This is a genomic window from Mariprofundus sp. EBB-1 (assembly GCF_003665155.1).
Lineage (GTDB): Bacteria > Pseudomonadota > Zetaproteobacteria > Mariprofundales > Mariprofundaceae > Mariprofundus.
Genome location: NZ_RCFQ01000002.1, coordinates 42,094 through 66,969 on the forward strand (window position 1 = coordinate 42,094; position 24,876 = coordinate 66,969).

A 24,876-nucleotide genomic window follows, 5' to 3' on the forward strand; every position below is an offset into this window, starting at 1 on the left:
TGTCAGGGGAGAGTGGGTTAATCCTGGCTAAAGACGGTGCCAACACCTTCATCCGTAAAAATTTCAAGTAATAATGCATGTGGAACACGGCCATCAATGATATGAGCCTGGGCTACGCCATCGGCTACTGCATCCAGGCAGCATTGCACTTTAGGGATCATACCACCGGCAATAGTGCCGCTATCAATCATGGATTTTGTTTCGGTCAAGTTAAGTTGAGAGCAGAGTTGTTTGTCTGCATCCAGAACGCCGGTAATGTCTGTGAGTAGAATCAATTTTGCCGCACCAAGGGCTGAAGCAATCGCACCAGCCACCAGATCAGCATTGATGTTAAAGCTCTGGCCTTCCGACTTGTGATAACCGACAGGGGCAATGACCGGTATAAAGCGTTCTGATTCCAGTACCTTTAAAATTTCAGTGTTGATGGAATGCACATGGCCAACATGACCAAGGTCAATAATTTCAGGTACATCCAGTTCAGGATCATTTTTCTCGAGCTTCATTTTACGGGCACAGATTAGTCCACCATCTTTACCGGATAGACCAACAGCTTTTCCACCCGCTTTATTGATATTGCCAACGATCTCTTTATTGACCAATCCGGCTAGAACCATTTCAACGACATCCATGGTTTCACTGTCAGTGACGCGCATACCATCAATAAACTTTGCTACTTTTCCAATTTTGGCCAGATGTTTACCAATTTGCGGGCCGCCGCCATGTACGACAACGACATTGATGCCGACTTGTTTGAGCAGGGTTACATCTGCGGCAAAACTGGCTTTTAAAGTTTCTTCAACCATGGCATTGCCACCATACTTGATGACGATGGTCTGATCTGCGAAGCGTTGCAGGTAGGGTAGTGCTTCAACAAGCGTTTCAGCAATTTCCCCTGCATGTTTCATTGATCTGATTCCTCAACGGGTACGGTTTTGCGACGATGGATCGGATTGCAGTCCAGCATTGTTGACCATAAGAACATCATGCCACACAGGGCGAGGGTGATGCCCAGACTTAGTGCTATACGTGAATCATTAGGGTCATTGATCTGGTTGCCAAGTGGAACCATTACAATCAGAGCTGTCGATAGGGTAGCCAATCGCGTCCAGCTTATATTTTGGCGGAAAAGCACGCTGGCAGCACCGGGTATTGAAATAAGTGCATACAGGGTGGCAACAATCCAGTGGTTTTCTATGTTTACTGATGTGAGCAGATGCCAGATGCCTTGCTGCCCACTTAGTCGCAGCTCAATCACGGCGGCAATGATGATCACACCAGGAACCGTCAACCCCCATATTACCCAGCCCATCCATGGTTTATGGCGCACGATATGGTTGGTCCATGCTCCATTTCCGATTAAAAACATCATGGCAGCAAATCCCATGCCCCAAGGCGCTAAAGAAAAATCAATATTCATAACACATCCTAATTCGTAGTAAGCCAAACCCTAACGATAATGAACAACAGAATCACCTTATGAAGATTATGTTTATATGCGGATGTGAAGTGTTGCTTATTATTTAACCCTCTATGGTTAAATAATAGGCATTATTTTTATGTTTTTAAATTTATAAAATCCCAAGTTCTTGAATTTAAAAGATAAATTAATTTTGGCATGTTTGGCATCTACGGTGCTATATGTAGACATATGCAAGAAGACAAATATTGGATATTCATAAGGAGCGAACAATGAAGTTGAAAAAGAGTTATTTGGCCATGTTAATGGCAAGCACAATGGGGATGGCTGTAAATGCATCTGTTGCACATGCTGAAGATCTATCTATCTCAGGAGATATAGGCGTAGCGAGTCAATATGTATGGCGTGGTGTCGCACAAAGCATCGATTCATCAGGGGGCAATCGTCCTGCTGTTCAAGGTGATCTGGGTGTTTCATATGGCGGGTTATCTGCTTCTGGATGGTTTTCAAACTCCTATCCTTCTCCTGACCCTCAGACTCCGAACAAGAGCGTTGTAGAGTTCGACTGGACTTTGGACTACTCGGGAAGCTTTGGTGATACGGGGCTGGGTTACTCTGTCGGAGGCATCTACTATACATACCTGTATGACGCTCATTCTAACTTTGCCGAGACGTATGTGGGCCTCTCTTATGATGCAATGATTTCACCATCTCTGACCGTTTATTATACAGCTAAGGGTGTGCAAAGTGGTTTCTATAAAACTGGAGATCTATGGGTTGACCTGGGGCTTTCAACATCAGTGAAAGGTTTTGACCTCTCCCTTACTGGTTCTTATGTGAACTGGAAAACTGATGCGATAAATCGTGCTGTGGTTGCTGGTCTTGATACGTATAAAAACGGTCTCAGTTTAGTACAAGTGGGCATCAGCAAAGATATAGAAGCTGGTGCAGTAACAATTACACCTTCTATTGGTGTGTCTCTTCCAGTGATCGGAAAATCAAGCGATGGTGAAAGGTATATCTACGGCACCGCTGCAAAGAATGAATTTGTTGCAGCTGTGAATATTGCCTACTGAGTGAACTGCTAAATATCTAAGGATACATATTGATAGTAAAGGGGGCGGTGTTGTCTCCGCCCCCTAACTCAATGTTTAGATAAAACCTATAGGAGAAGCTATATGAAAATGATTCGAGCCATCATTAAGCCATTCAAGCTGGATGATGTGAAAGACAAATTGATTGAAGTGGGTGTCGCAGGACTGACAGTAACTGAAGTGCGTGGTCATGGCCGTCAGAAAGGGCATACCGAACTCTATCGTGGTGCGGAATACAATGTGGATTTCGTTCCGAAAACCGAGGTTTCCGTTGTAGTGACTGCAGCAGAAGTGGATGCAGTGGTGGAAGCCATCGTATCCGCCGCACGTTCTGGAAAAGTGGGTGACGGCAAAATCTTTATCACAGATGTAGAACAAGTCGTTCGTATTCGCACCGGTGAAACCGATGCCGATGCGTTATCTTAAAGGAGGAATAATCTAATGGAACAGTTATCAGGAGATATCCTGCAAACAAAATATGCACTCGACACCTTTTATTTTCTGGTGATGGGCGCATTCGTCATGTGGATGGCGGCTGGCTTCTCGATGTTGGAAGCTGGCCTTGTCCGCTCTAAGAATACAGCTGAAATTTTAACCAAGAATATTGTGCTCTATTCCATTGCATGCGTGATGTATATGTTGATTGGTTATAACATTATGTATGGCGGTGTATCTGAAAGTGGTTGGTTGCCAACAGGTATGGGGTTTGGTCTTGGTGCAGAAAACGAACTGGAAGCCGTACTGGCTGGAGGTGAAGAGCCGCCGTATTACTCCAAACTGTCGGATTTCTTCTTCCAGGTGGTGTTTGTTGCAACCGCGATGTCGATTGTATCCGGTGCTGTAGCTGAACGTATGAAATTATGGGCTTTCTTTGCTTTTGCTATCGTGCTGACCGGTTTCATCTATCCCATGCAGGGTATGTGGAAATGGGGTGGTGGTGCTCTAGATGCTGCCGGGTTCCTGGATTTCGCAGGTTCCGGTGTGGTGCATATGACTGGTGCTGCAGCTGCTTTGGCCGGTGTGCTGTTACTTGGAGCGCGTAAAGGAAAATATGGTAAAGATGGCTCTATCAATGCGATTCCCGGTGCGAATCTGCCATTAGCTACACTGGGTACATTTATCTTGTGGTTGGGCTGGTTCGGTTTCAACGGCGGTTCTGAGCTGAAGGTTTCCGATGTGGCAGAAGCCAATGCGGTTGCGATGGTGTTTGTGAATACCAATATGGCTGCGGCGGGTGGTTGTATTGGGGGGCTGCTTATTGCACGCCTGTGGTTTGGTAAGGCTGATTTGACCATGGCCTTGAATGGTGCACTGGCAGGGCTTGTTTCCATTACTGCTGAACCGCTGACACCATCACCTGAGTTGGCTACGTTGATCGGTGTTATTGGTGGTGCGATTGTAGTCGCTTCAATTGTACTTATGGATACAAAGTTCAAAATTGATGATCCTGTCGGTGCGATTTCTGTGCATGGTGTGGTTGGTATCTGGGGTCTGTTGGCAGTATGTCTGTCTAACCCGGAAGCAACACTGGGCGCTCAATTGATGGGTATCGGTGTGATCTTTGCATGGGTGTTCGGCACCAGCTTCATTACCTGGTATGTCGTTAAGGCCCTCTTTGGTATTCGTGTATCAGAAGAAGAAGAGTATGAAGGTCTTGATGTGGGTGAATGTGGTTTAAATGCATATCCTGAGTTTACACAAAGCAGAACCTGATATCAGAGCAATGCATTGAAAGGGGCTTTGTTCAGTACATTAGAATGAAGTACCTGTAGATTGTAGAAGAAGAATAGAATATTTTCACCCGGCAGAGAAATATGGCTTCTTCTACAGATGGATCGAGAGTGGGATTACCCACTCTCGATTTTCTGCGTTTGTATGTTACCTTGTTTGATATGACGTTTTAAATAGTTGATACCTGTTTTTTAAGGTGTAGCAAGAGAGAAAAAAGCAGTAGTGTTTTCCGATCTGTGTTTTTTAGCGATTGATGCGCAATATAGAAGGAAAAATGAAGGGGAAAAGATATGAAAATGATTCGAGCCATCATTAAACCATTCAAACTGGATGATGTGAAAGATGCTTTGATTGAAGTGGGTATTAGCGGAATGACCGTGACTGAAGTGCGCGGTCATGGTCGTCAGAAAGGGCATACCGAACTCTATCGTGGTGCAGAGTATAATGTTGATTTTGTACCAAAAACTGAAATATCAGTTGCCGTTGCAGAGTCTCAGCTTGATGAAGCTATTGAGGCTATTCGTAGTGCGGCATGTTCAGGTAAAATTGGTGATGGTAAGATTTTTGTATATCCCATTGAGCAGGTGATCCGTATTCGTACGGGCGAAGAGAATGAAGACGCACTATTATAAATATTCATATTGTTACAACGTTTCGTGAGCTGAAAACGATTATTTAGCAGATGCTGATTTATTATTGCATCTTGCACAGGGCCACGCCCGAAGGGTGCTACGCATGGAAGTGTGGCATAAAAATAACCATCAATATTATAAAATTATAAACGTAAGGGGATTGGTTTAATGAACACAGCAGGTTTTGATGTTTTTTTTCTTACCATGGGCGCTGCCATGGTGTTTGCGATGCACGCTGGCTTTGCATTTTTGGAAGCAGGAACGGTACGTAAAAAGAATCAGGTGAATTCACTGGTGCGCGTGATCACCGATTTCGGTTTTTCAACTATATCCTATTTCTTCATCGGTTTTGCAGTGGCGTACGGTATTAACTTTTTTGCTCCTGTCTCGGAGTTGAATGTGCTTGGCGGTGCGAAGAACGGTTATGAAATGGTGCATTTCTTCTTTTTGCTTACCTTTGCAGCAGCCATTGCTGCCATTATATCCGGTGGTATCACAGAGCGTGTGCGCTTCTGGCCCAATGCAATGGCGACGGTCATTATTGTGGCGACGGTCTATCCATTTTATGAAGGTATGATCTGGGCTGGTAATTATGGTTATCAAGCCTGGTTAGCAGCCAGCTTTGGTGCTGAATTTCATGATTTTGCAGGTTCTGTCGTGGTGCATGCTATGGGAGGTTTTCTCGCTCTGGGTGCGGTGATCATGGTTGGTGCTCGCAAAGGACGTTACAATAAAAACGGTACAGTCAATGCGATCCTGCCATCCAATATCCCATTTCTGGCATTGGGTTCATGGATCCTTTGTGTGGGCTGGTTCGGCTTTAATGTGATGAGTGCAGGCAATGCAGCAGGTGCTTCAGGTCTTGTCGCCATGAATTCATTGCTGGCCATGGTTGGTGGTTTAGTCGCTGCTTTGGTGGTCGGTAAAAACGATCCGGGCTTTGTACATAATGGAGCATTAGCAGGACTGGTGGCGATTTGTGCGGGTTCTGATCTGGTGCATCCGATCGGGGCGTTGGCCATTGGTTTAGTAGCGGGCTCTGTTTTTGTGCTCGGCTTTCAATATATCCAGAATAAACTGAAAATTGATGACGTGTTGGGGGTGATCCCCTTACATGGTATTTGTGGTGCATGGGGTGGTATATCAGCAGGCGTTTTTGGGACCACTGCAATGGGTGGTGCCGGAGGCGTAACCTTTATGGCGCAGCTTGTCGGAACACTGACGGGTGTAGGCATTGCGGTGTTTGCAGGCTTCGTGGTTTTTGGGGCGATTCAGAAAATAATCGGCCTGCGATTGTCTGAAGAAGATGAGTATTTGGGAGCGGATCTGGCTATTCACAATATCAGTGCCAACCCTGAAGACGATATGGCGAATCATTAATGATGCGTGTTGGTCATTTTTAAGCTTCAGGTACAGATAAATTTACAAAGCCTTCACCTCTGGTGGAGGCTTTTTTTCTGTGGGATCATGTAAAGATGATGCTGATGTATTATATCCAGTAAGAAATATTCACCACATCCACGTGGCTCCAAGCCTATTCGCGATGCAAGGCCAGCAGTGTGATGTCATCGCTTTGCCGTATCCCGTTCGCAAATCGATTCACACTCTTGTAGAGGAAATCGATGCAGTTGCCGGCACCCTGCGGTGCCTTGTTCAGTAAGGCCATCATACCGTCTTCGCCCAGTAACTCGCCTTGCGGAGACTTGGCCTCAGTAATGCCATCGGTGTACATCAGCACTGTTTCTCCATGTTGCAGCTGTATGCTGTCATAACTGTAAGCAGCGATGTCAATAATACCGATCGGTGGACCGGACGCCTCCAAACCGAAACGGGGTTTTCCTCCCTGTAAATAGACCGGTGGTAAATGGCCTGCATTGGCGATTTCCATGCGTCCGGAAGCAGGCTCCAGAATTAGCAATGTCAATGTGACAAACATCCCCTTGCTGACTGTTTCACAAAATTTGCTGTTAAAACGGTTCAGTATATCGCAGGCATTGCCTCCTGCCATGCCCTCATAGCGCAAGTCTTTGAGCACGCGCGACATAATCAGGGCTGCCGCCACACCCTTGCCGGACACGTCTCCAAGAAAATAGGCTACCCTGCCGTCCGGCAGGGGGAAGGCATCATAAAGATCGCCACCGACCTCAAAGGCGCTTCGACTGAAGAAGGCGCAATCATAACCTTCTACGTTAGGCGGTGAAGCAGGTAGAAAGGACTGTTGCAACTGCTTGGCAAGCTCAAGATCTCGTTCTAACAGTGACTTCTCCAGCAGACATTGATGTATGCGAGCATTCTCAATTGCCACCGCGACCATTTTTGATAATGCATCAAGAAGGTTTAGGTCTTCCTCACTGAAATCGCCGCCAATACGGTTGATGACCTGGCATACGCCGATGCATTCCTCACCATAGCAGACTGGCACACAGACCATGTTGCGGGTACAAAAACCGGTTTCTTTGTCGTAATTGGAGTTAAAACGCGGGTCGGAAAATACATTATTTTGTAGCACCGCTTGTACATGCTCGGCTGACCAGCCGGCAATGCCGGTCCCTTTTGGCACGCGATACAACTCTCTCAATCGCTCGCTGGACTCACCCAGTGCCACATTGAATACCAGATCACCTGTCTCTGCATCCAATAAAAATAGTGTACAGGCCTCAGATTCCATCACTTTCTGTGTCACTTCCATGATTAGCTTCAGTAAGGGGCCGAGTTGCAGTTCACTGGAGATAAGCTGGTTGACTTCCAGCGCCTTCAGAAGGTGTTTATTGCGTTTCTGACATTTATTCAGAATGCGGATCGAATCAAGCTTATTTATCCTTGGCATATCAGTGGATACAAGGCAAAACCCCAGGTTTTGTCAATCTTGCAGCGACTTGCCATCTGCCTGTCAGTACCCATGGCTGCGTTACGCCTCTTGCCATGAGTACTTACAGATCAACTGATACCGACAATATGAGGTGGTTGGTGTGCTACAAATATAAAAATTATTTATAAATGAATGCGCCTTTGCTTGAATTCATTGCTGGCGCTAGTCTGCGCGACCGTTTTAAAATAGAGATAGTTTAGAGGTAATAGCAATGCTAGCGCGTACATATTGTGGTGATTTTCGTAAAACAGATCTGAAGAAAAAAGTACGTTTGAATGGTTGGGTAGAGACCAATCGTGACCATGGTGGCGTGATTTTCCTGGATGTACGAGATCGCTCCGGAGTTGTGCAGGTAGTCGCCCATCCTGACACACCTGAAATGCATGTCCTGGCACATTCCATGCGCCAGCAAAATGTTATTGAAGTGGTCGGTGAAGTGATTCCTCGTTATGCTGATGCTATTAATCCCAAGCTGGCGACTGGCGAGATCGAAGTGAAAATCATCAGCATGACGTTACTCAACAGAGCTGATACACCACCATTTGCGATTGAAGATGATTGTAATACAGGTGAACAGCATCGTCTTGAATACCGATATCTGGATCTGCGTCGCCCTTGCATGCAGAAGAATTTGATGTTGCGCCATAAAGTTACCCATGCTGCACGTAATTATCTGGACAGCCAGAGCTTTCTCGATGTTGAAACACCTATTTTAAACAAATCTACCCCTGAAGGTGCACGTGATTACCTGGTGCCTTCGCGTATTTATCCGGGTTCTTTTTATGCTTTGCCACAGAGTCCACAGCTTTTTAAACAGTTGTTGATGGTTGCCGGTGTAGATCGTTATTATCAAATTGCACGCTGCTTCCGTGATGAAGATTTGCGTGCTGATCGCCAGCCTGAATTTACCCAGGTGGATCTGGAAATGTCGTTTGTTACACAGGACGATGTCATGGCCGTGGCTGAAGGTTTGATCCGCTCTATGTTTGAAGCGGGCATGAATACGCCAATTGAAGAAGCCTTTCCGCACATTACCTACGCTGAAGCGATGGATCGTTATGGTTTAGATCGCCCTGATGTACGTTTTGGTCTGGAACATATTGATGTCACTGACCTGATGAAAGAGGTCGACTTTAAAGTGTTCAGCGATCCTGCCAACAATGGTGGACTGGTTAAAGTGATTCGCGTGCCGAATGGTAGTAGTCAGTTGAGTCGCAAGAAAATTGATAACTACACCAAGTTTGTGTCTATTTATGGTGCCAGAGGTTTGGCCTATATCAAGGTTAATGATAAGGATGATATTCCGGGTGGCCTACAGTCTCCGATTGTGAAAAACCTCTCTGAAGATGTGTTGAAAGCACTGCTTGAGCGTTGTGAGGCAGAAAATGGCGATCTGTTGTTCTTTGGTGCTGATACCAAAGAAGTGGTGAATAATGCCTTGGGTTATTTGCGTGTTGAACTGGGTAAAGATCTGGAACTGTTTGATGTCAAATCGAATCAGTTTGTCTGGGTGGTTGATTTTCCGATGTTTGAATGGGATGCCGAGAACAAACGTCCACAAGCTCTGCATCATCCGTTTACGGCGCCTTACCCTGAAGATCTGGATAAACTTGAAACAGCACCGCTTGAGATGCGTTCACAAGCCTATGATCTGGTTTGGAACGGCACGGAGATTGGTGGTGGATCCATTCGTATTCACGACACCGAAGTTCAAGCACGTGTATTGAAAGCGCTTAATATTTCTGATGAAGAAGCCAATGATAAGTTCGGCTTCCTGCTCAATGCCCTGAAATACGGTGCTCCGCCACATGGCGGTCTGGCGTTTGGTTTAGATCGTGTGTTGAGTTTGATGGTGGGTGCAGAATCTATTCGTGATGTGATTGCCTTTCCTAAAACACAGCGTGCGGCTGATCCAATGTCTGATTCACCATCTGAAGTGGGTGATGCGCAGTGGAAAGAGCTGGGCTTGCGTAAACGTCCAACCATCAAAGTCACTGAGTAATCATCGACTCAGCGCTTAGCAACAGTATTTAGATAAAAAAAAGGCTCACTTACGCAGGTAAGTGGGCCTTTGTTCTGTTTGGCTGATGATTTCTAAATCATCAGATTGGTTATCTGTTGCTAGTGGGCTTGGATAGCGATTATTTTGATCGCGTTGACATCAACTAAAAATGATACGATCATACCTCCATGCGTCTTATATTGTTGATACCATTGCTGTTACTGGCTTCCTGTGTGACAAAGCCACCGGCTCAGGAAATGTCCGATGCGCGCTCTGCCATCAAGATGGCACAAGAGTTGCCCGGTCAGCAACAGAATGCTGATAAGTTTTTACAAAGTGCGGAGAAAGCGTTGGAAGAAGCGGCCGCTGCTATTCAGGTGGAACGCTATGAGCGTGCCCGTAACAAAGCTTTGGAAGCCAAGCGCCATGCCCAACAGGCTGCACGTTTGAAACAGTCCAAACATAAATAACAGAAGTGAAGGCTTCAATCTTTTAACCTATTTATAGACATTCGAGGATTCATCATGGCATTTGATCATATCACTGTTCCAGAAAATGGCGAAAAAATAACCATGGGAGATGATGGCCTTCTACAAATACCAGATCGGCCGATTGTCACGTTTATTGAGGGTGATGGCACTGGGAGGGATATCTGGAAATCTTCCAGGCGCGTGCTTGATGCTGCTGTTGAGAAAGCCTATGGCGGAGCGCGTAAAATTGCCTGGATGGAAGTGTATGCAGGCGAAAAATCATGGAATATGTATGGTCAGAATGATGATGCCTGGCTGCCGGATGAGACGCTTGAGGCATTTAAAACGTATCTGATCGGTATGAAAGGTCCGTTGACCACTCCTATTGGTGGCGGCATCAGTTCGCTGAATGTGGCGCTGCGTCAGAAATTGGATCTCTATACCTGTCTGCGTCCGGTGAAATATTTTGAGGGTGTTCCGTCTCCGGTGAAGCGTCCACAAGATGTCGATATGGTGATTTTCCGTGAAAATGCTGAAGATATTTATGCCGGTATTGAGTGGCAGGCCGAAACCGATGATGCCAACAAGGTGATCGCCTTTTTGCAGAATGAAATGGGTGTGAAAAATATCCGCTTCCCTGAAAGTAGCGGTATTGGTGTGAAACCGGTATCGCGTGAAGGTACGGAGCGCTTAGTGCGCGCAGCAATTCAGTATGCCATTGATCACAACCGTACCTCTGTCACGCTGGTGCATAAGGGCAATATTATGAAATTCACCGAAGGTGCGTTCCGCAACTGGGGATATGCGCTGGCTAAAGCTGAATTCGGAGCCGAAGAGATTGATGGTGGCCCATGGTGCAAGTTGCCCAATGGTATCGTGATTAAAGATTCTATTGCTGACATTACGCTCCAACAGGTGCTCACGCGGGCAACTGAATTTGATGTTATTGCTACCCTGAATTTGAATGGAGATTATCTGTCGGATGCACTGGCTGCACAGGTGGGTGGCATAGGTATCGCACCTGGAGCCAATATCAATTATGTGTCCGGTCATGCGATTTTTGAAGCAACACATGGCACTGCACCTAAATATGCGGATAAAGACATGGTCAATCCCTGTTCGGTTATCTTATCCGGTGAAATGATGCTGCGTTATATGGGGTGGGAAGAAGCTGCGGATCTGATTCTTAAAGGTATCAATGAAACGATTGCAGCCAAGACTGTGACCTATGATTTCCATCGTTTGATGGATGGTGCAACCAAACTCTCTACCTCAGCATATGGTGATGCAGTCATTGCAGGTATGGATCTATCGCATGTCGATCACGCAGATACGGTAGCTGATCAATATGATGAGCTGGCGGCGCGTTTTAAAGAGCAATTTGAAACGGGCGCTGAAAAGAGTGCTGAGTTTGCTGGCATAGCGATGGAAAAAGCGCGCAAGCAACTGACTGCGGCTGGTGCCTTTTCTGAAGAGCAGGGACAGAATCTAAAAACATTCCTTGAACGTGATCTATCTCAAATGGCCGAGATGATGCGGGATGAAGCTAAAGAAAAGTTGAATCCGGCGCGTGTGGGAGCAGGGGCGATGTCCTCCTTGTCAGCCCTGTTGAATATGGCTGGTAGTAGGTTTGCATCGATAGCTGAAAAAACCAAAGAGGCTATTTCATGTCGTTCCGGTGAAATCACCAGTGCGGGCACGTTGACCTGTGTGTCATGTGATCATGAACTGCATTTCAAAAAAACTGGCCGTGTGCCTCCATGTCCGAACTGCCATGCGACGACATTTCGCAAGAGCTATTAAGGCGGTTTTTATAAAAAGTCATTCATCTAACTTGGCATTGATGGAAGATTCGGAAAATATCAAGTCAAAGTGTTCACCTCTGCATTCTGAACGGATATAAAATAGGAGGCATCAATGAAAAAATATCTGTTTATAATGATCTTGTTCGGGCTGACTCCTTTGGTCGCAAATGCTTCATGCAGCGAGGATAGAATTACGACCAACGAGTTGGCATAGCCTGACCAAAGATCCTGATTGGGCCATTACAGATTATAATGAATATGGTGCGACTGTTGATAATTATGATGTCTATGAAAGCAGTAAAAAAGTGCGTTTCAAAAGAACCAATTGGGGGAATGATCGTTATAACGGGTTTATTCAATGTATGCCTGACCATCAAATCCACGTTAAGGTTTGCGGAGGTTACGGATCGGGGCGGCATGATCTGATGAATCAATTGCTTAAAGGTGCTTATCCGTAATCGTCGGTAGAAGATGCGATAGAGAAGTTTTGTGATGCATGTTGGTGCATCTCTCCCTTTATTTATTGAAAAACTACCTCTCTGAATTTCGATTTATTGCTGCTGCATCGTCGTTGTTAAACCTTGCATTCGTGGCAATGGTGTAATCATCAATGATATCCACGGTGTACTGAAATAGTACATCTGGAAAGCAGATGTCGGCTTATTGATTCAGTGCAATATCTACAATCGGTGCAAGGTAAGGTTTCACCATTGGATTATCTTGCGGATCGACGTGTTGTAACAGTTTCACGGGAATACGCAGCTTAGTGCCTGCTTTCGGCCGCATGTGGATGCCGGGATTGGCTGACATAATCTTTAAGGGAGAGGTGCGGAAACGTTTACCGATGCGACCAATGCTTTCACCTTTGGCGACTTTAATCGTCATATAATCAACCGGTTTGGAAGGAATATGCTGTTGCAGTTTTTTTACACGAACCTGAGATATACGCAGCTGAATGCTCTTCGATTTAGCATTGAAATATTGATTCAGTTTGAGTTTCGGGTTGAGTCGAAAAATTTGATTTTTCGGTAGTTCCGTTGCCTTCTGCAGTTGGGCGATATCGACAGGTATATGCAGTGTCATGGTTTGGGTCGCAAAGGGTTCTGGAAAAGTGATTTTACCCTGCTCATGTAGTGCAATCAGCCCAATGATATGACGAATGTATGTTTTGGTGATTGGAGGCAGTGGCATCGCTTTTAGGCCGTCCTCCGGCTGCCATGGCCTGCGATCAAGGCGACGTTGAACGGCGTTGGGGCCGAGATGATAGGCTGCAAAAGCCATTGGCCAGTTGCCGAAACGTTGATGTTGTAGCGTTAAATATTTGGCTGCAGCTTTTGTACTACTGCGAATGTCACGACGGCCATCGAAATTAGCATCACTTTTAACATGCATGTCATCAGCTGTTTCGGGCATCAATTGCCAAAGTCCTGTAGCGCCTACCGAGGATACAACATAAGGATCATAGCTGGATTCTACGACGGGAACCATTTGCAATTCTGAGGGAGCACCAGAAGCCTCTAAGGTCTCAAGTAGTGGTTGGCGCACATAACGCGAACGGCTGGCAACTCCGCTCCAGAAGGTTCCATAAATCGACCATGCCTCTCGTTTAAGATGTCTAATCTCTTTGTCGGTGAGTCCGGTTAGGAAGGGGTTTGATGACTGTGCTTTATCTGTCTCAGCGTTGTTCATTGCAGCTTGTGTGCGTTCAAGGTCTTTATCGCCGCCCCATAAATTAGACAGGGAAGGCCAGAATGGATTCATGCCCAGAGTCTGCGGTTGTGTGCAGGAGGTAATGAAAGCCAGAGATAGCAGAATAAGTATGGATCGTGAAAGTAATTTAGGTATAGACATGGCGCAAGCTTAGTGGCCCTATCATTTGGAAAAGTTGATCTATGTCACAAAAATTAGGGCGCTTTATTCAACCTTGTGCGGCAATCATTAGCTAATAAAAAGGCCGGGATTCAATACTGAAAACCGGCCTTGGTTGGAATGGAGTATGATCTGTTTATGAGGTCACACTGTAGTGTTTAAAAGCGAAAAAAGACGCCGGCATGTGGCCCTTTGAACGTGGCGTCAGCCAGAATGCCACTGGCATCAACTTTTATTTTCAGAAAACGATAACCGCCATAGATACCCAGCGTTGGAATAGGAGAGAATTCAATCTGTGCATCATAATCGGTAAAACTATTGCCGGAATAACCCAAATAGCCAATACGGCCTGTTAGTCCAATAAAGTCAGCCAACGCAACACGCCCACGCAAACCAATCGTTGGGATGGGAACGGTGGCGCTTTTATTGGATGTGATGCCGCCACTGGTGATGTTGGTTTTAATATTTACCGTTTTGACCGATGTTTCAAACGCAATCTGCAGGCGTGATGGCAGATCATCCATGTTTAAAAGGTAATAACCGTAAGAAAAATCAAGAATGTCGGCCTTGAGCTCACTCTGGATAGCACTATTTATTGCGTAGGTAGTACCGTTGTAGGTGATGGGACGAGGCAATGAGCTTGAACCACTGAAATTGAGCGGGATGAAGCCAAAAGAGAATATGTTGTCGCCAAGATTGAGAGTGATCTCTCCGGTTGGCTGGACGCTGTTACCTAAATTTATATCATTTTTTGTATCAATCTTGGTACCGATATTGTTGATCGTAGCGCCAAACGTACCTGACGGTGATAACAGCATATAACCAACTTTGATGGCAACGGTTTCATCAGCAAAAGCCGGGTTCGTAAAGGCTAATAGGGCAGTGAATATAGATGCAGATATTCTTGATTTCATTGGCGACTCCAAATCATTTTTTTGTGGCGGGGCACTGTATCGCAGATGATAGCAAAAACCGTGAGCTGTATCACAGTTTGTTTCCGATTCTGCAATAATTGAGGTTAGTAGAGACCACTTACAGAGGCTACAATGCTGCCATGTTTTTAGGTGTGGATACAGGTGGGACGTTTACTGACTTTGTCTGTTTTGATGCAGATGGCATGCGCTTTCATAAAGTGCTTTCAACACCTGATGACCCTTCTCTGGCTATTGAGCAGGGTATTGAGGAGCTTGGCCTTGATGCATCGATGTTACATGTGGTGCATGGTTCCACGGTTGCCACCAATGCGATCTTGCAACGTAAAGGCGTGCATACGCTGTTTGTAACGCATCAGGGGCTAGAAGATCTACTTACGATTGGTCGGCAAACACGCCCTGAACTGTATCAACTCTGCCCCGATGCAATTGCGCCGGTTGTTGGCAGGCAAGATTGCATCGGTATTTCAGGACGCATCAATGCGTCAGGTGATGAGCAATCAGTATTGGATGCCGGTGATCTCAAACGCGTGATTGAACGTGTTGCAGCTGGCGGTTATGAGGCTGTGGCAGTCTGCCTGTTGTTCTCGTTTCTCAATCCGGCTCATGAACGTGCCATAGCGAAGGCATTGCATGATACCTATTCAGATGATCTGTTTGTGTCGCTCTCGCATCAGGTGCTTGCTGAATATCGTGAATATGAACGCTCAGCAACTACCTTCCTCAATGCTTATGTCGGGCCGTTGGTGCAACGTTATTTGCAACGTCTGGAGTTAAGTTTGGGCGCGAAACATCTCTATGTGATGCACTCTGCCGGTGGGGTGATGCAGGCTGAACTGGCCGGGCAGCAGGCGGTACGCTTGGTATTGTCCGGTCCGGCTGGTGGTTTGGTGGCAGCACAGGCGATCGGTGCGCAGCTGTCTGAAAAACACATACTAACCTTTGATATGGGGGGCACGAGTACCGATGTTGCGCTGATTCAGGGGCGGGCCTCTAAAACCACCGAGGGTGAAATTGCCGGAATGCCGGTATCACTGCCAATGCTGGATATTCATACCATTGGTGCCGGTGGTGGTTCTGTTGCCTGGTTGGATGAGGCTGGCTTACCGCAAGTCGGGCCTGAATCGGCAGGCGCAAGACCGGGACCGGTCTGTTATGGGCTGGGTGGTGAAAAACCGACTGTAACCGATGCCAATCTGTTGTTGGGGCGGATGCCAGCCAATGCGTGTTTGGCCGGTTCTATGTCGCTGGATATGGAAGCTGCACGCAGCGCCTTCTCTCAATATGGTGAGACGTTGGGTTTAAGTGCGGAAGCCGCAGCAAGGGCTGTCATTGATATTGCCGAAGAGCATATGGCTGGAGCGCTGCGGGTAGTCTCTGTACAGCGCGGATATGATCCTGCCGATTTCTCGTTACTCTGTTTTGGTGGTGCGGGAGGCTTACATGCCTGCGCACTGGCAGAAAAACTATCGATGTCGAAAGTAATCATACCCGTGGCAAGTGGTGCCTTTTCAGCGCTCGGTATGTTGCTTGGTAAACAGCAGAGTGAATTTTCCCGCAGCAGACGTTTTGCTTTGCAGGATAACGATACGGCAGCTGAGATGCAGCAGCTATTTATGCAGATGCAGGATGAAGCCGTAGCGCAGATGCAGGGTTTAGCACTTACATTCGAACGCCATGTGGATATGCGTTATATCGGTCAGGGGTTTCATCTGACCATGGCCTGCCCTGATGATGATCTGGAACAATTGAAACAGCGGTTTGAACAAGCGCATATGCAAGCTTACGGACATCAGCTGAATCGGGATGTAGAGATTATGACCGTGCGTTTGAGTGCTTTTGTAGAGCGTCCGCTGCCGGTGTTGCCGGAGTTATGCACAAGCACTGAAGTAGCTCATCCTGTTGCTCATTCAGAAATCTATGGCGTAGGGCGCGTGCCTCATTTTATGCGTGCAGATTTAAAGCCGGGCTTGAGCTATGAAGGGCCAATGCTGGTATTGGAAGATATTGCCACACTGTGGTTAGCCCGAGGCTGGCAGATGCAGGTCTCTACACATGGGCATCTGTTGCTGGAAAAGATCGATGCTAATCAGCTTGTACTGGAGGCGGTAGATGTCTAATGATGCAGTGAGTATTAGTCTGTTTGCACATCGATTGTCGGCGCTGTGCGAAGAGATGGGGGCGGTGCTGAAACGCAGTGCAATCTCGCCCAATATTCGTGATCGCGAAGATTTTTCCTGTGCGTTGTTTGATCGATCCGGTCAGCTCATCGCGCAGGCTGCGCATATTCCGGTGCATTTGGGGTCGATGGCATTTGCCATGGCTGATGTAGTGGGGGCTTTTGATTGGCAGCCTGGTGATGTGGTGGTGTTTAATGATCCCGCTTTAGGTGGCACGCATCTGCCGGATATCACGGTAGTGAGCCCGGTGTTTTTGGATACTGTTGTTGGTACTGAACTGTTTGCTTTTTCTGCTACGCGCGCACATCACGCCGATATTGGTGGTAAATCACCCGGTTCGATGGGGGTGGAGACCTCTTTAGAGGATGAGGGGTTGATTATCTCGCCCTGTTATTGGTTTGAAGCTGGTCATGAACAAGCGGCGTTGGCAGTTCGGTTTCGTGAACGTGTGAGAGCACCGGAAGAGCGGCTTGGCGATCTGTCGGCGCAGAAAGCTGCTTGTATGGTTGGTGCCCGGCGTTTGGCTGAGTTACCAGTGGCTGGTCTGGATGAAAAAATCACCGCATTGATGGCTGTGTCTGAGGCCTATGGGCGCAATGCAATCGATGCTATTCCTGATGGAAGGTTTACATTTGAAGATGCACTCGAAGATGATGGTTGCGGTTCAGGGCCGCTGCCTATTCGGGTTGAAATAACCATTGCTGGCGATACGGCTACGGTTGATTTTAGCGGTAGTGCAGCGGTCACCCCTGGCCCGGTGAATTGCCCGATGGCGGTTACTGCGGCCAGTGTGTTGTATGTGTTCCGCTGTTTGATGCCTGCCCATACGCCGCAAACATCAGCTGTATTTCATCCGATCAACATTGTTGTACCCGAGGGCTGCTTGCTGCATGCAACAGATGGTGCTGCGGTAGCGGCTGGCAATGTGGAAACCAGTCAGCGCATTGTAGATGTGGTGCTGGGGGCGTTGGCTCAAGCGATTCCTGAACGTATTCCTGCGGCTGCCCAGGGCACGATGAACAATGTGATCTTTGGTGGTGATCGCTCTGGTTCTGATCAGTCCGGTGATGACCAGCATGACGGTGAGCCATGGCTTTATTATGAAACATTGGCTGGTGGTATGGGAGCGCATGCTGGTGGAAATGGTCTGTCAGCGGTGCAATGTCACATGACCAACACCAAAAATTCTTCGATTGAAGTGTTGGAGATGCATTATCCATTACAGATACGCGAATATGCCGTGCGTTCCGGTTCAGGTGGAGATGGCCTGTTTGTTGGCGGAGATGGTATGGTTCGTGAATGGGTTGTGAGCGCTGATTGTTCCGTATCACTATTGACCGAACGGCGCACAAGCATGCCATACGGTTTGCAAGGTGGTGATGCAGGTGCTTCAGGTCGTAATTGTTTGTGCAGGGAAGGTGTGTGGCAGGAACTGGCTGCCAAAGGCTCATGGCAACTGCAAGCAGGTGATGTTATCCGCATTGAGACACCCGGTGGTGGTGGTTTTGGCATTGCTGAGGAGAAATAGAAAAAGAAGTTCAAAAGCATTTACCGCAAAGTTACCCCAGGGCACCTTCTCTCTCGCAAACTCGATTCACCTTGCCGCAAAGTTTCGCAGAGTAAAGCCTTGAAATGAAAGTAATGTAAAATACTGTTTGTATAACTGATAGTCTGTCTGGTCATTCTCCGAATGACCTATCCGAATAAGTTTGCTGTTTTGACATTTTTTTTACTGCTCTACTCCCTCTATGGCGGTTAGTGTTGTTTTTCGTAATACTTTTGGCAAAAATAGAGATAGTAAATTGAGCAGTTGAAGGCTTTTATAGTTGTGCTGAATAGCTATATTTTGTCTTACTTTGCGAAACTTTGCGTCCTCTGCGGTGAAAAGGTTTTTGATCTTTAAGGTGAAATATGATTATTCTGGGAATTGAAACATCGTGTGATGAAACGGCCGTTGCCCTCTATAAGGGTGACCCGAAAACCGGCAAAGGTGCGCTTATAGCTGAGCGCATTGCATCCCAAATTGAAACACACGCCAAGTTTGGCGGCGTGGTGCCTGAAGTCGCCTCTCGTGAACATCTTGTGGCGCTGCCACCGATGGTCGATAGCGTATTAGAAGAAGCGTCATTGCATTGGTCGGACATTGATCATATTGCAGTGACTGCTGGCCCCGGCTTGATGGGGGCACTGCTGGTAGGTACATCCTATGCGCGTGCCGCTGCGATGGTAAATGATGTGCCGATTATTCCCGTTCATCATATGGAAGGTCATCTGTTGGCACCCGGTCTGCAGGGGGAGCTGCCTGCATTCCCATTTATCACGCTACTGGTTTCCGGTGGCCATACGATGTTGGTGCATGTGAAGGGTCTCAGTCAATATGAGGTGATTGGTCAGACATTGGATGATGCTGCCGGTGAGTGTTTCGATAAATCAGCAAGATTGCTCGGTTTGCCCTATCCGGGTGGGCCTGAAATTGCTGTGCTGGCTCAGGGGGGTGATGCGAAGCGTTTCAAACTACCACGCCCGATGCTGAATCGGGATAATTTGAATTTTAGTTTCTCCGGTCTGAAAACCGCTGTGATGTATGCCGTTAAAGGTATTGGGGGGTCAGAAGAAATGTCTGATACCGATAAGAAGGATATGGCCGCAGGCATCGAGTCAGCCATCTGTGAAGTGCTGGTGAAAAAGTCCGTTCGCGCCTGCGTGCAGATGGATGCACCGCGTTTGGTGATTGCAGGTGGTGTGGCGGCCAATCAACATTTGCGCGCATTACTTGCAACATTAGCCAAAGAAAAATCAATAGATGTGTTCATGCCTCATCCTAAACACTGTACCGATAATGCCGCGATGATCGCCTACGCGGCATTCCAGAATCTACGCAGTGGTTTGTTCGGTGATGATGAATGGGATGCGATGCCTCGTTGGGCATTGAAGCGGTAGTAAACGTCAATTGGATGATCGTTAATGAAGGTCCCTTCGTTCAAAAACAAGCATGCATATGATTAATAAGAAGCCAATTTCACCAAAGGAATATAGAAAAATATTCATCATGGTTTCTTGGTTATATGTTTCTATATAACCGGCAGCATTTCGTAGATTAACGGCCTCAAGGTTTGGTAGTAAGTAGTAAATGATTTCTGTTATCCAATGAAGATACGGTGAATCGGATTGCTGTCCAAATTGTTGAATTGTGAAGGTGAAACGACCAGCAACATCGATACTCAAGCTGAGAAGAATAGCGAGAAAAAGACTGGATGCTTGTGCAAATATCATAGCAATAGCAATGATCAACCATGTCTCTAGAACGGTGGCAATGCATGCTTGTATTACAGATGGCCAGAACGGTGTGCCAACAAGGGAAGCGAGTAGCATAAGCAGCAGGCACATAAGCGTTGTTAGCCCTCCAATGATAGTAGCTAGTCCAATGAACTTTCCTACAATATATTGCCAGCGTGATGAAATGCGGGTGAGTAGTACATATAGCATTCTCCCTTCTTTTTCCTGTTGTATGCTTTGGATAGTCAACACAATAGCCATCAAACTACTGAGTATAGAAATGCTGCCCAAGCCTATATCAAGAACCATCATCTCTGTGCGTCCCATGGTGACAGATGCAAGGGATGTTGCTGTTAGTAGAATGATCATCAGAAACAAGAGCACGCTGTACATAACCTTGTTTCGTAGCACTTCAGAAAAAGTCATTCTGGCAATAGCAAAGATAGGGGGAAATGTGTTGTTCATTGAGCGGATCCATGGTTCAGTATATTGATAAATGCATCTTCTAATGTATGGCGCTGTTTTTCGACTGCAAGGAGTTTAGTTTCTGTTGATGATAATATAAGTTGGATGATGTCATCGCGTTCTTTTTGGTTTTCAACTATCAATTGATAGCTGTTGTCTGTGAGTGGTTTTAGTTCAGTGTGTTTTCTTATGATTGGCTCCCCTTGCAAGGAGATGACCCATTTTTGTTCAAAATCCAATAACTTGGACATTGATCCCTGATAGGAAATATGCCCTTTGTTTAAAATAATTACCTGTTCACAAATTGCTTCTGCATCAGGTAGAATATGGGAAGAAAAGAGCAGTGTGGCTCCGTTGTTTTTAGCCTCAAGTAGCACATTTCTGACCAGTTCCCGGCCGAGTGGATCAAGGCCGGAAAGCGGTTCATCAAGCAGAATGAATTCAGGCTCATGTAGCATTGCTTGCGCTAAGCCAACGCGTTGAACCTGGCCTTTTGAACAGGCATGGAGCGGTTGATGTAGAATATCCGAGAAAAGTAATTTTTCAGCCCAATTGTGAATGATAAGTGGTAAATCTTTTTTTCTGATTCCAGATATTTGTGCTAACCCCGTTAACAATTCGGAAGGTGTTAGGTTTTTATAAAAGTAGGGTTGTTCTGGCATGAAACCAATAGATTTGGCTGGTAAACCATGTTGGATGGGGTTTCCATTGTATAAAATGTTACCTTGGTTGGCTTTGCATAAGCCACATAGGATTCTGAATGTACTGGTTTTTCCTGCGCCGTTGGGCCCCAAATAAGCTGTTGATACCCCTCTAGGAATATCAAAGCTGACCCGGTCTAAAATACACTTTTGTTTCTGGAGAACATGTCCGGTAGGCACTGTTAGAGAAAGATCTTTTACTTCTAAAATTGGACTCATTGCTGATTGTGTCCTGTGGTTGTTGGCTTGCGTTTGGGTGGCGTGAACACTTTATATCGTTGATTACTGGCGCTACTCACGATTGTTCCATCGTTGTGCACAACAATGGTTCCACCATCTGCCAGTCTGGTAGGGATCACATAACCTTTATTTCGTAACTGAAGTAAATCGCGCTTATTGTTAAAACGAAAGCTGAGGGTATTTAACCATTTATCTATTTGCTGCAGTGTTTTTTCAGTGAGAAGTGTGTGTTGTTGTTTCAGGAGCTGTTTACTGAGATTTGGATCTTGGTTATCAAGAATGAGGCGCTGCAGAAATGATAATGCAGTATCAATATGTCCCGATTCAGTTTGCATGCGTAAAGCAAGGTTGGTGACGATTGGTGGGGCACCATCTATTTGTGCGGCCTGACTAAAACGGCGCCCAGCCTCTTCATAGTTGTGATCAAACCAATAGGCATTGAATCCGCGATAATAGAGCCAGCGCCAGTCGTTAGGAAACTGACGAATGGCACGTTCAAGAATGGGTTTACTTAGTTTTGTGTTGTTGGTGTTCCATGGAATGGCAAAGGATGCCAAGTAGTATGCATGTTCTGCATTTGGATTGAGTTGAATGATGTTCAAGAGTAACTTGTTTAGATAGCTATAATCAGCATGAGCAATACTGCTTCCAAAATAGGAAAGAGTTTTGATCCATAGCATGCTTGCGAAGAGGTTCTGGTAGCCAAGGCTTATTTTTTCTGAGAGTTGTGGTGAGGGTAGTTGGCTTTGTAGTTCAATGTAAGTTGCATTTCCTCTGCTCGATGTAAGTCGTGCGTTGAAGAGGATGGATGCAGTGAGGAAGAATAGGCAGCAAAGGAGAGCTGCGTACTTTTGACTACCAGATTTCAATTTGCTCTCCTTGTTTGTGACCTAGTGTTACATGATTGGTTAATTTTTGGCTAACTTCAAGCGTTGGATAGGCTTGATTATGTAGCTCAATTAAATATTTTTCAGTGAAAATATCATCTTTTAAATGGGCAATAAGAATCCGGTAGCGTAGAGACTGGCTGCTTTGATGCTGAAACCAGTATCGAAAAGCCAGGTTTTCACTTCCTATCCAGGTATTGTTTGAAGCATTAGTGGTCTGTAATTTTAAGAAATACCATTGCAGGGCTGCTCGGGATGACCAGGGGGAATCAATAGCGATAGCCATGGGTTGAATGAAAGATTCAGTCTGTATTGATTGGTTTATGTTTTTCTCTGCAGTAAATAATGTAAATGTAAACCACTGCCAGTTGTAAGCTAGAAATATGGCGGGGAGTAGTAATAAGGCGATAGAGAGTGGGGGGGTAGTCTTAACATTGTGGACGCGTGCTTTTGTGAATAGTGCAGCTGCATAGAGTGCGAAAAGAACTAGAAAAAAGCCTTGCAGTAATGCAACGCTTACCATGCTTTGGGTGGTCATCAGGATTAATCCTAATCCCGCCTGAGTTTGACCTGATTCAATATTAAACTCTTGATCTAGATAAATATCCCAACACTTTTTCCCAATCATTATCATGAGCCCGATGATTGCGATACCTCCAGCAATTCCCCATTCAAGCAGAAATTGAAGCAGTGAGTTATGTGCCCAAAGGTTTCCTCCTGATAATTGCGTAGAAGCAATTTCTGCCCATTCCGGATGCTGTAGGAGGGAGGGAATCAAGATCTCAGTTCCGTATGAAATGAGATTACCTGCACCAATGCCTAGCCAAATATGTTCCAGAAAAAGGCGCGTTGACATATCCCAAATAAGTAGGCGGATTTGGGTGCCTGTTGTTTCAAATCGGTTGAATAGCGTGGGTATATCGGATGCGGGAAATGCATGCCAGTAACTAACGATGCAAAATGCGATCACTATGGTGGATAGTATCTTGATACATAGTGTTGTTTTTTGTTTGCTGATAAAAAGAAGCATTGTGACAGCCAAAACCAAAAGAATGCTGCTACTTCTGCTGCTGGTGGCAAGGAGTCCTGCGCAGGGAAGTATTGAGGCAATAAGCCAGGGTAAATACCTTTGTGCTTTATTGCACTCTGACCACAGTGCTGTGCAGACTAAGATCAGGAACAGACCTTGCATATTTGTTTGAAGAAGCACGCCAGCATAGTGGCTGGGATAATCTTGCCAGATAGGGAATAACTCAAAACCGGGAGTGAAGGGGAGTTGGAATTGTTGCGCAACAGCAAAGACAACATAAAAATTTCCAATACAGGCTAATAATATTTTCCAATTGGCGCTACCAATTAGTTGTGCCGCAGATGCACCTGACATGCGAAAAATGAGCCAGGACGATGCAATGTATAAAGCCATTTGCCAGGCTCTCCATGGGTTACGCAGATCCATGAACAGCAGTTGAATGCAAATTGGAATGATAAGCAGGGCAAAGAATATCCAGGCCATTGTACTGTTCGTTTGAATATTCTGATCTTGATTTGTTGCCATGACTGCAGCAGCAATAAGAGCTGTCACGAATGCAAGCAAATCCATGGCAATGTATGAATCGAGAATATTGGGCCAAAAAAGCGGTGATAGGAAAAAAACTAACCAGCAGGTGATAATTGCTTTCGAGGTGTGAAGAGATTGCGTTAGCGTAGATTGAGACATGGGGTGTTATTCATGACACTGACGTTTCAGTTTGTTTAGCAGCCTATATCGTATAAACCGATTGCTTTACTTGTCTCTGACATATTGCCTTGTTGAGATGTAGTGTAGGTGGCATCACCATTTTTATGCTGCGCTTTCGCAGTGAAGTCATTAGATGCTGCACCTGTTACAGATGCGCATACTAATTCGCTTAATCTGGCACTGGCTAGGTTGGGAAGAGATGCTTGATAGCCCTCAGTGGGAGTCAGATTAACATATGCATTATTGTCGGAATAATAAGCTTCTTCACTGGTCTGGATGTTCCGCAGGTCAGATTCTGCTGAGGAATTGAATGAGCCCGTTCGATAGGACATAAACTGAGGGATGGCAATAGATGCTAAAATGCCAATGGCAGCCACTACAATTATCAACTCAATCAGTGTGAATCCATTAGATGTTTCTGTTTTACTCATAAATCACCATGCTTAACCTTGAATGTTATTGCGAAAATGTATGTGAAAATATAGTGATGAAGGCCATCAAACAGAATGAACGTTTATGTTTGACGGTATGACATAAAAAAGCAGGGACCCGACCTAGCCGGATCCCT

At 45.9% G+C, this 24,876-nt stretch carries 22 protein-coding genes; 12 read left to right on the forward strand and 10 right to left on the reverse strand.

Going from position 1 to position 24,876, the window contains the following annotated elements; translation table 11 throughout:
• Window positions 1–17: 17 nt before the first annotated feature.
• Window positions 18–905 (reverse strand): acetylglutamate kinase, encoded by an 888-nt coding sequence (gene argB, locus D8Y20_RS01165; protein WP_121541198.1) that lies wholly within the window; start codon window positions 903–905, stop codon window positions 18–20.
• On the reverse strand, window positions 902–1,417 hold the full coding sequence (locus D8Y20_RS01170) for a hypothetical protein (RefSeq protein ID WP_121541199.1): 516 nt from the start codon (window positions 1,415–1,417) through the stop codon (window positions 902–904). Before D8Y20_RS01170 ends, argB begins: the two co-directional genes overlap by 4 nt.
• Window positions 1,418–1,689: 272 nt before the next feature.
• On the opposite strand from D8Y20_RS01170, the gene D8Y20_RS01175 reads away from it, so the two are divergent.
• The 5 genes from D8Y20_RS01175 (at window position 1,690) to D8Y20_RS01195 (ending at window position 6,254) form a co-directional block, all read left to right on the forward strand.
• Entirely contained in the window at window positions 1,690–2,493 is an 804-nt protein-coding gene (locus tag D8Y20_RS01175; protein WP_121541200.1) for a TorF family putative porin, read from the forward strand.
• 102 nt (window positions 2,494–2,595) lie between these two features.
• Entirely contained in the window at window positions 2,596–2,937 is a 342-nt protein-coding gene (locus D8Y20_RS01180; RefSeq protein WP_121541201.1) for a P-II family nitrogen regulator, read from the forward strand.
• A 15-nt stretch (window positions 2,938–2,952) separates the two neighbouring features.
• Window positions 2,953–4,224, forward strand: a complete 1,272-nt coding sequence (locus tag D8Y20_RS01185) for an ammonium transporter (RefSeq protein ID WP_121541202.1) — start codon at window positions 2,953–2,955, stop codon at window positions 4,222–4,224.
• Window positions 4,225–4,532: 308 nt separating this feature from the next.
• On the forward strand, window positions 4,533–4,874 hold the full coding sequence (locus tag D8Y20_RS01190) for a P-II family nitrogen regulator (RefSeq protein WP_121541203.1): 342 nt from the start codon (window positions 4,533–4,535) through the stop codon (window positions 4,872–4,874).
• 168 nt (window positions 4,875–5,042) lie between these two features.
• Window positions 5,043–6,254, forward strand: a complete 1,212-nt coding sequence (locus D8Y20_RS01195) for an ammonium transporter (RefSeq protein WP_121541204.1) — start codon at window positions 5,043–5,045, stop codon at window positions 6,252–6,254.
• 154 nt (window positions 6,255–6,408) lie between these two features.
• Here the strand turns inward: D8Y20_RS01195 and D8Y20_RS01200 are convergent, their stop codons facing one another.
• Window positions 6,409–7,701, reverse strand: coding sequence for a GAF domain-containing SpoIIE family protein phosphatase (locus tag D8Y20_RS01200; RefSeq protein ID WP_121541205.1), 1,293 nt, complete (start codon window positions 7,699–7,701; stop codon window positions 6,409–6,411).
• A gap of 253 nt (window positions 7,702–7,954) precedes the next feature.
• On the opposite strand from D8Y20_RS01200, the gene aspS reads away from it, so the two are divergent.
• The 4 genes from aspS (at window position 7,955) to D8Y20_RS01220 (ending at window position 12,478) form a co-directional block, all read left to right on the forward strand.
• Window positions 7,955–9,745 carry an aspartate--tRNA ligase gene (gene aspS / locus D8Y20_RS01205; protein ID WP_121541206.1) on the forward strand — a complete coding sequence of 597 codons (1,791 nt, stop codon included), beginning with the start codon at window positions 7,955–7,957 and terminating at the stop codon, window positions 9,743–9,745.
• 188 nt (window positions 9,746–9,933) lie between these two features.
• Window positions 9,934–10,215, forward strand: coding sequence for a DUF4398 domain-containing protein (locus tag D8Y20_RS01210; protein WP_121541207.1), 282 nt, complete (start codon window positions 9,934–9,936; stop codon window positions 10,213–10,215).
• Between the two features lie 54 nt (window positions 10,216–10,269).
• On the forward strand, window positions 10,270–12,018 hold the full coding sequence (icd, locus tag D8Y20_RS01215; RefSeq protein ID WP_121541208.1) for an NADP-dependent isocitrate dehydrogenase: 1,749 nt from the start codon (window positions 10,270–10,272) through the stop codon (window positions 12,016–12,018).
• A gap of 169 nt (window positions 12,019–12,187) precedes the next feature.
• A complete protein-coding gene (locus tag D8Y20_RS01220) occupies window positions 12,188–12,478 on the forward strand; it encodes a hypothetical protein (protein ID WP_121541209.1) in 291 nt (96 codons plus the stop codon).
• A gap of 202 nt (window positions 12,479–12,680) precedes the next feature.
• On the opposite strand, the gene D8Y20_RS01225 is transcribed toward D8Y20_RS01220, so the two are convergent.
• Together D8Y20_RS01225 and D8Y20_RS01230 are read right to left on the reverse strand one after the other, a co-directional pair.
• A complete protein-coding gene (locus D8Y20_RS01225) occupies window positions 12,681–13,871 on the reverse strand; it encodes a transglycosylase SLT domain-containing protein (protein ID WP_121541210.1) in 1,191 nt (396 codons plus the stop codon).
• Between the two features lie 176 nt (window positions 13,872–14,047).
• Window positions 14,048–14,803, reverse strand: coding sequence for a hypothetical protein (locus D8Y20_RS01230; protein ID WP_121541211.1), 756 nt, complete (start codon window positions 14,801–14,803; stop codon window positions 14,048–14,050).
• A 140-nt stretch (window positions 14,804–14,943) separates the two neighbouring features.
• Between D8Y20_RS01230 and D8Y20_RS01235 the strand changes: the two genes are divergently transcribed.
• The 3 genes from D8Y20_RS01235 to tsaD all read left to right on the forward strand — a co-directional run bounded on the left by D8Y20_RS01235 (window position 14,944) and on the right by tsaD (window position 19,941).
• Window positions 14,944–16,941: a hydantoinase/oxoprolinase family protein gene (locus tag D8Y20_RS01235; protein ID WP_121541212.1), complete on the forward strand. Its 1,998-nt coding sequence runs from the start codon at window positions 14,944–14,946 to the stop codon at window positions 16,939–16,941.
• Complete coding sequence (locus tag D8Y20_RS01240) at window positions 16,934–18,529, forward strand: hydantoinase B/oxoprolinase family protein (RefSeq protein WP_121541213.1); 1,596 nt, start codon at window positions 16,934–16,936, stop codon at window positions 18,527–18,529. Before D8Y20_RS01235 ends, D8Y20_RS01240 begins: the two co-directional genes overlap by 8 nt.
• Window positions 18,530–18,912: 383 nt before the next feature.
• Entirely contained in the window at window positions 18,913–19,941 is a 1,029-nt protein-coding gene (gene tsaD, locus D8Y20_RS01245; RefSeq protein WP_121541214.1) for a tRNA (adenosine(37)-N6)-threonylcarbamoyltransferase complex transferase subunit TsaD, read from the forward strand.
• A 21-nt stretch (window positions 19,942–19,962) separates the two neighbouring features.
• Here tsaD and D8Y20_RS01250 read toward each other — a convergent pair whose 3' ends face one another.
• The 5 genes from D8Y20_RS01250 to D8Y20_RS01270 are packed head-to-tail and all read right to left on the reverse strand — an operon-like array spanning window position 19,963 to window position 24,739.
• Window positions 19,963–20,742 carry an ABC transporter permease gene (locus D8Y20_RS01250; protein ID WP_121541215.1) on the reverse strand — a complete coding sequence of 260 codons (780 nt, stop codon included), beginning with the start codon at window positions 20,740–20,742 and terminating at the stop codon, window positions 19,963–19,965.
• Window positions 20,739–21,662, reverse strand: coding sequence for an ABC transporter ATP-binding protein (locus D8Y20_RS01255; RefSeq protein ID WP_121541216.1), 924 nt, complete (start codon window positions 21,660–21,662; stop codon window positions 20,739–20,741). The genes D8Y20_RS01250 and D8Y20_RS01255 overlap by 4 nt, the downstream gene beginning before the upstream one ends.
• Window positions 21,659–22,552, reverse strand: a complete 894-nt coding sequence (locus D8Y20_RS01260) for a M48 family metallopeptidase (protein WP_147434001.1) — start codon at window positions 22,550–22,552, stop codon at window positions 21,659–21,661. The genes D8Y20_RS01255 and D8Y20_RS01260 overlap by 4 nt, the downstream gene beginning before the upstream one ends.
• Entirely contained in the window at window positions 22,539–24,287 is a 1,749-nt protein-coding gene (locus D8Y20_RS01265) for an O-antigen ligase (protein ID WP_121541218.1), read from the reverse strand. The genes D8Y20_RS01260 and D8Y20_RS01265 overlap by 14 nt, the downstream gene beginning before the upstream one ends.
• Before the next feature lie 35 nt (window positions 24,288–24,322).
• On the reverse strand, window positions 24,323–24,739 hold the full coding sequence (locus D8Y20_RS01270) for a type IV pilin protein (RefSeq protein ID WP_121541219.1): 417 nt from the start codon (window positions 24,737–24,739) through the stop codon (window positions 24,323–24,325).
• Window positions 24,740–24,876: the final 137 nt, after the last annotated feature.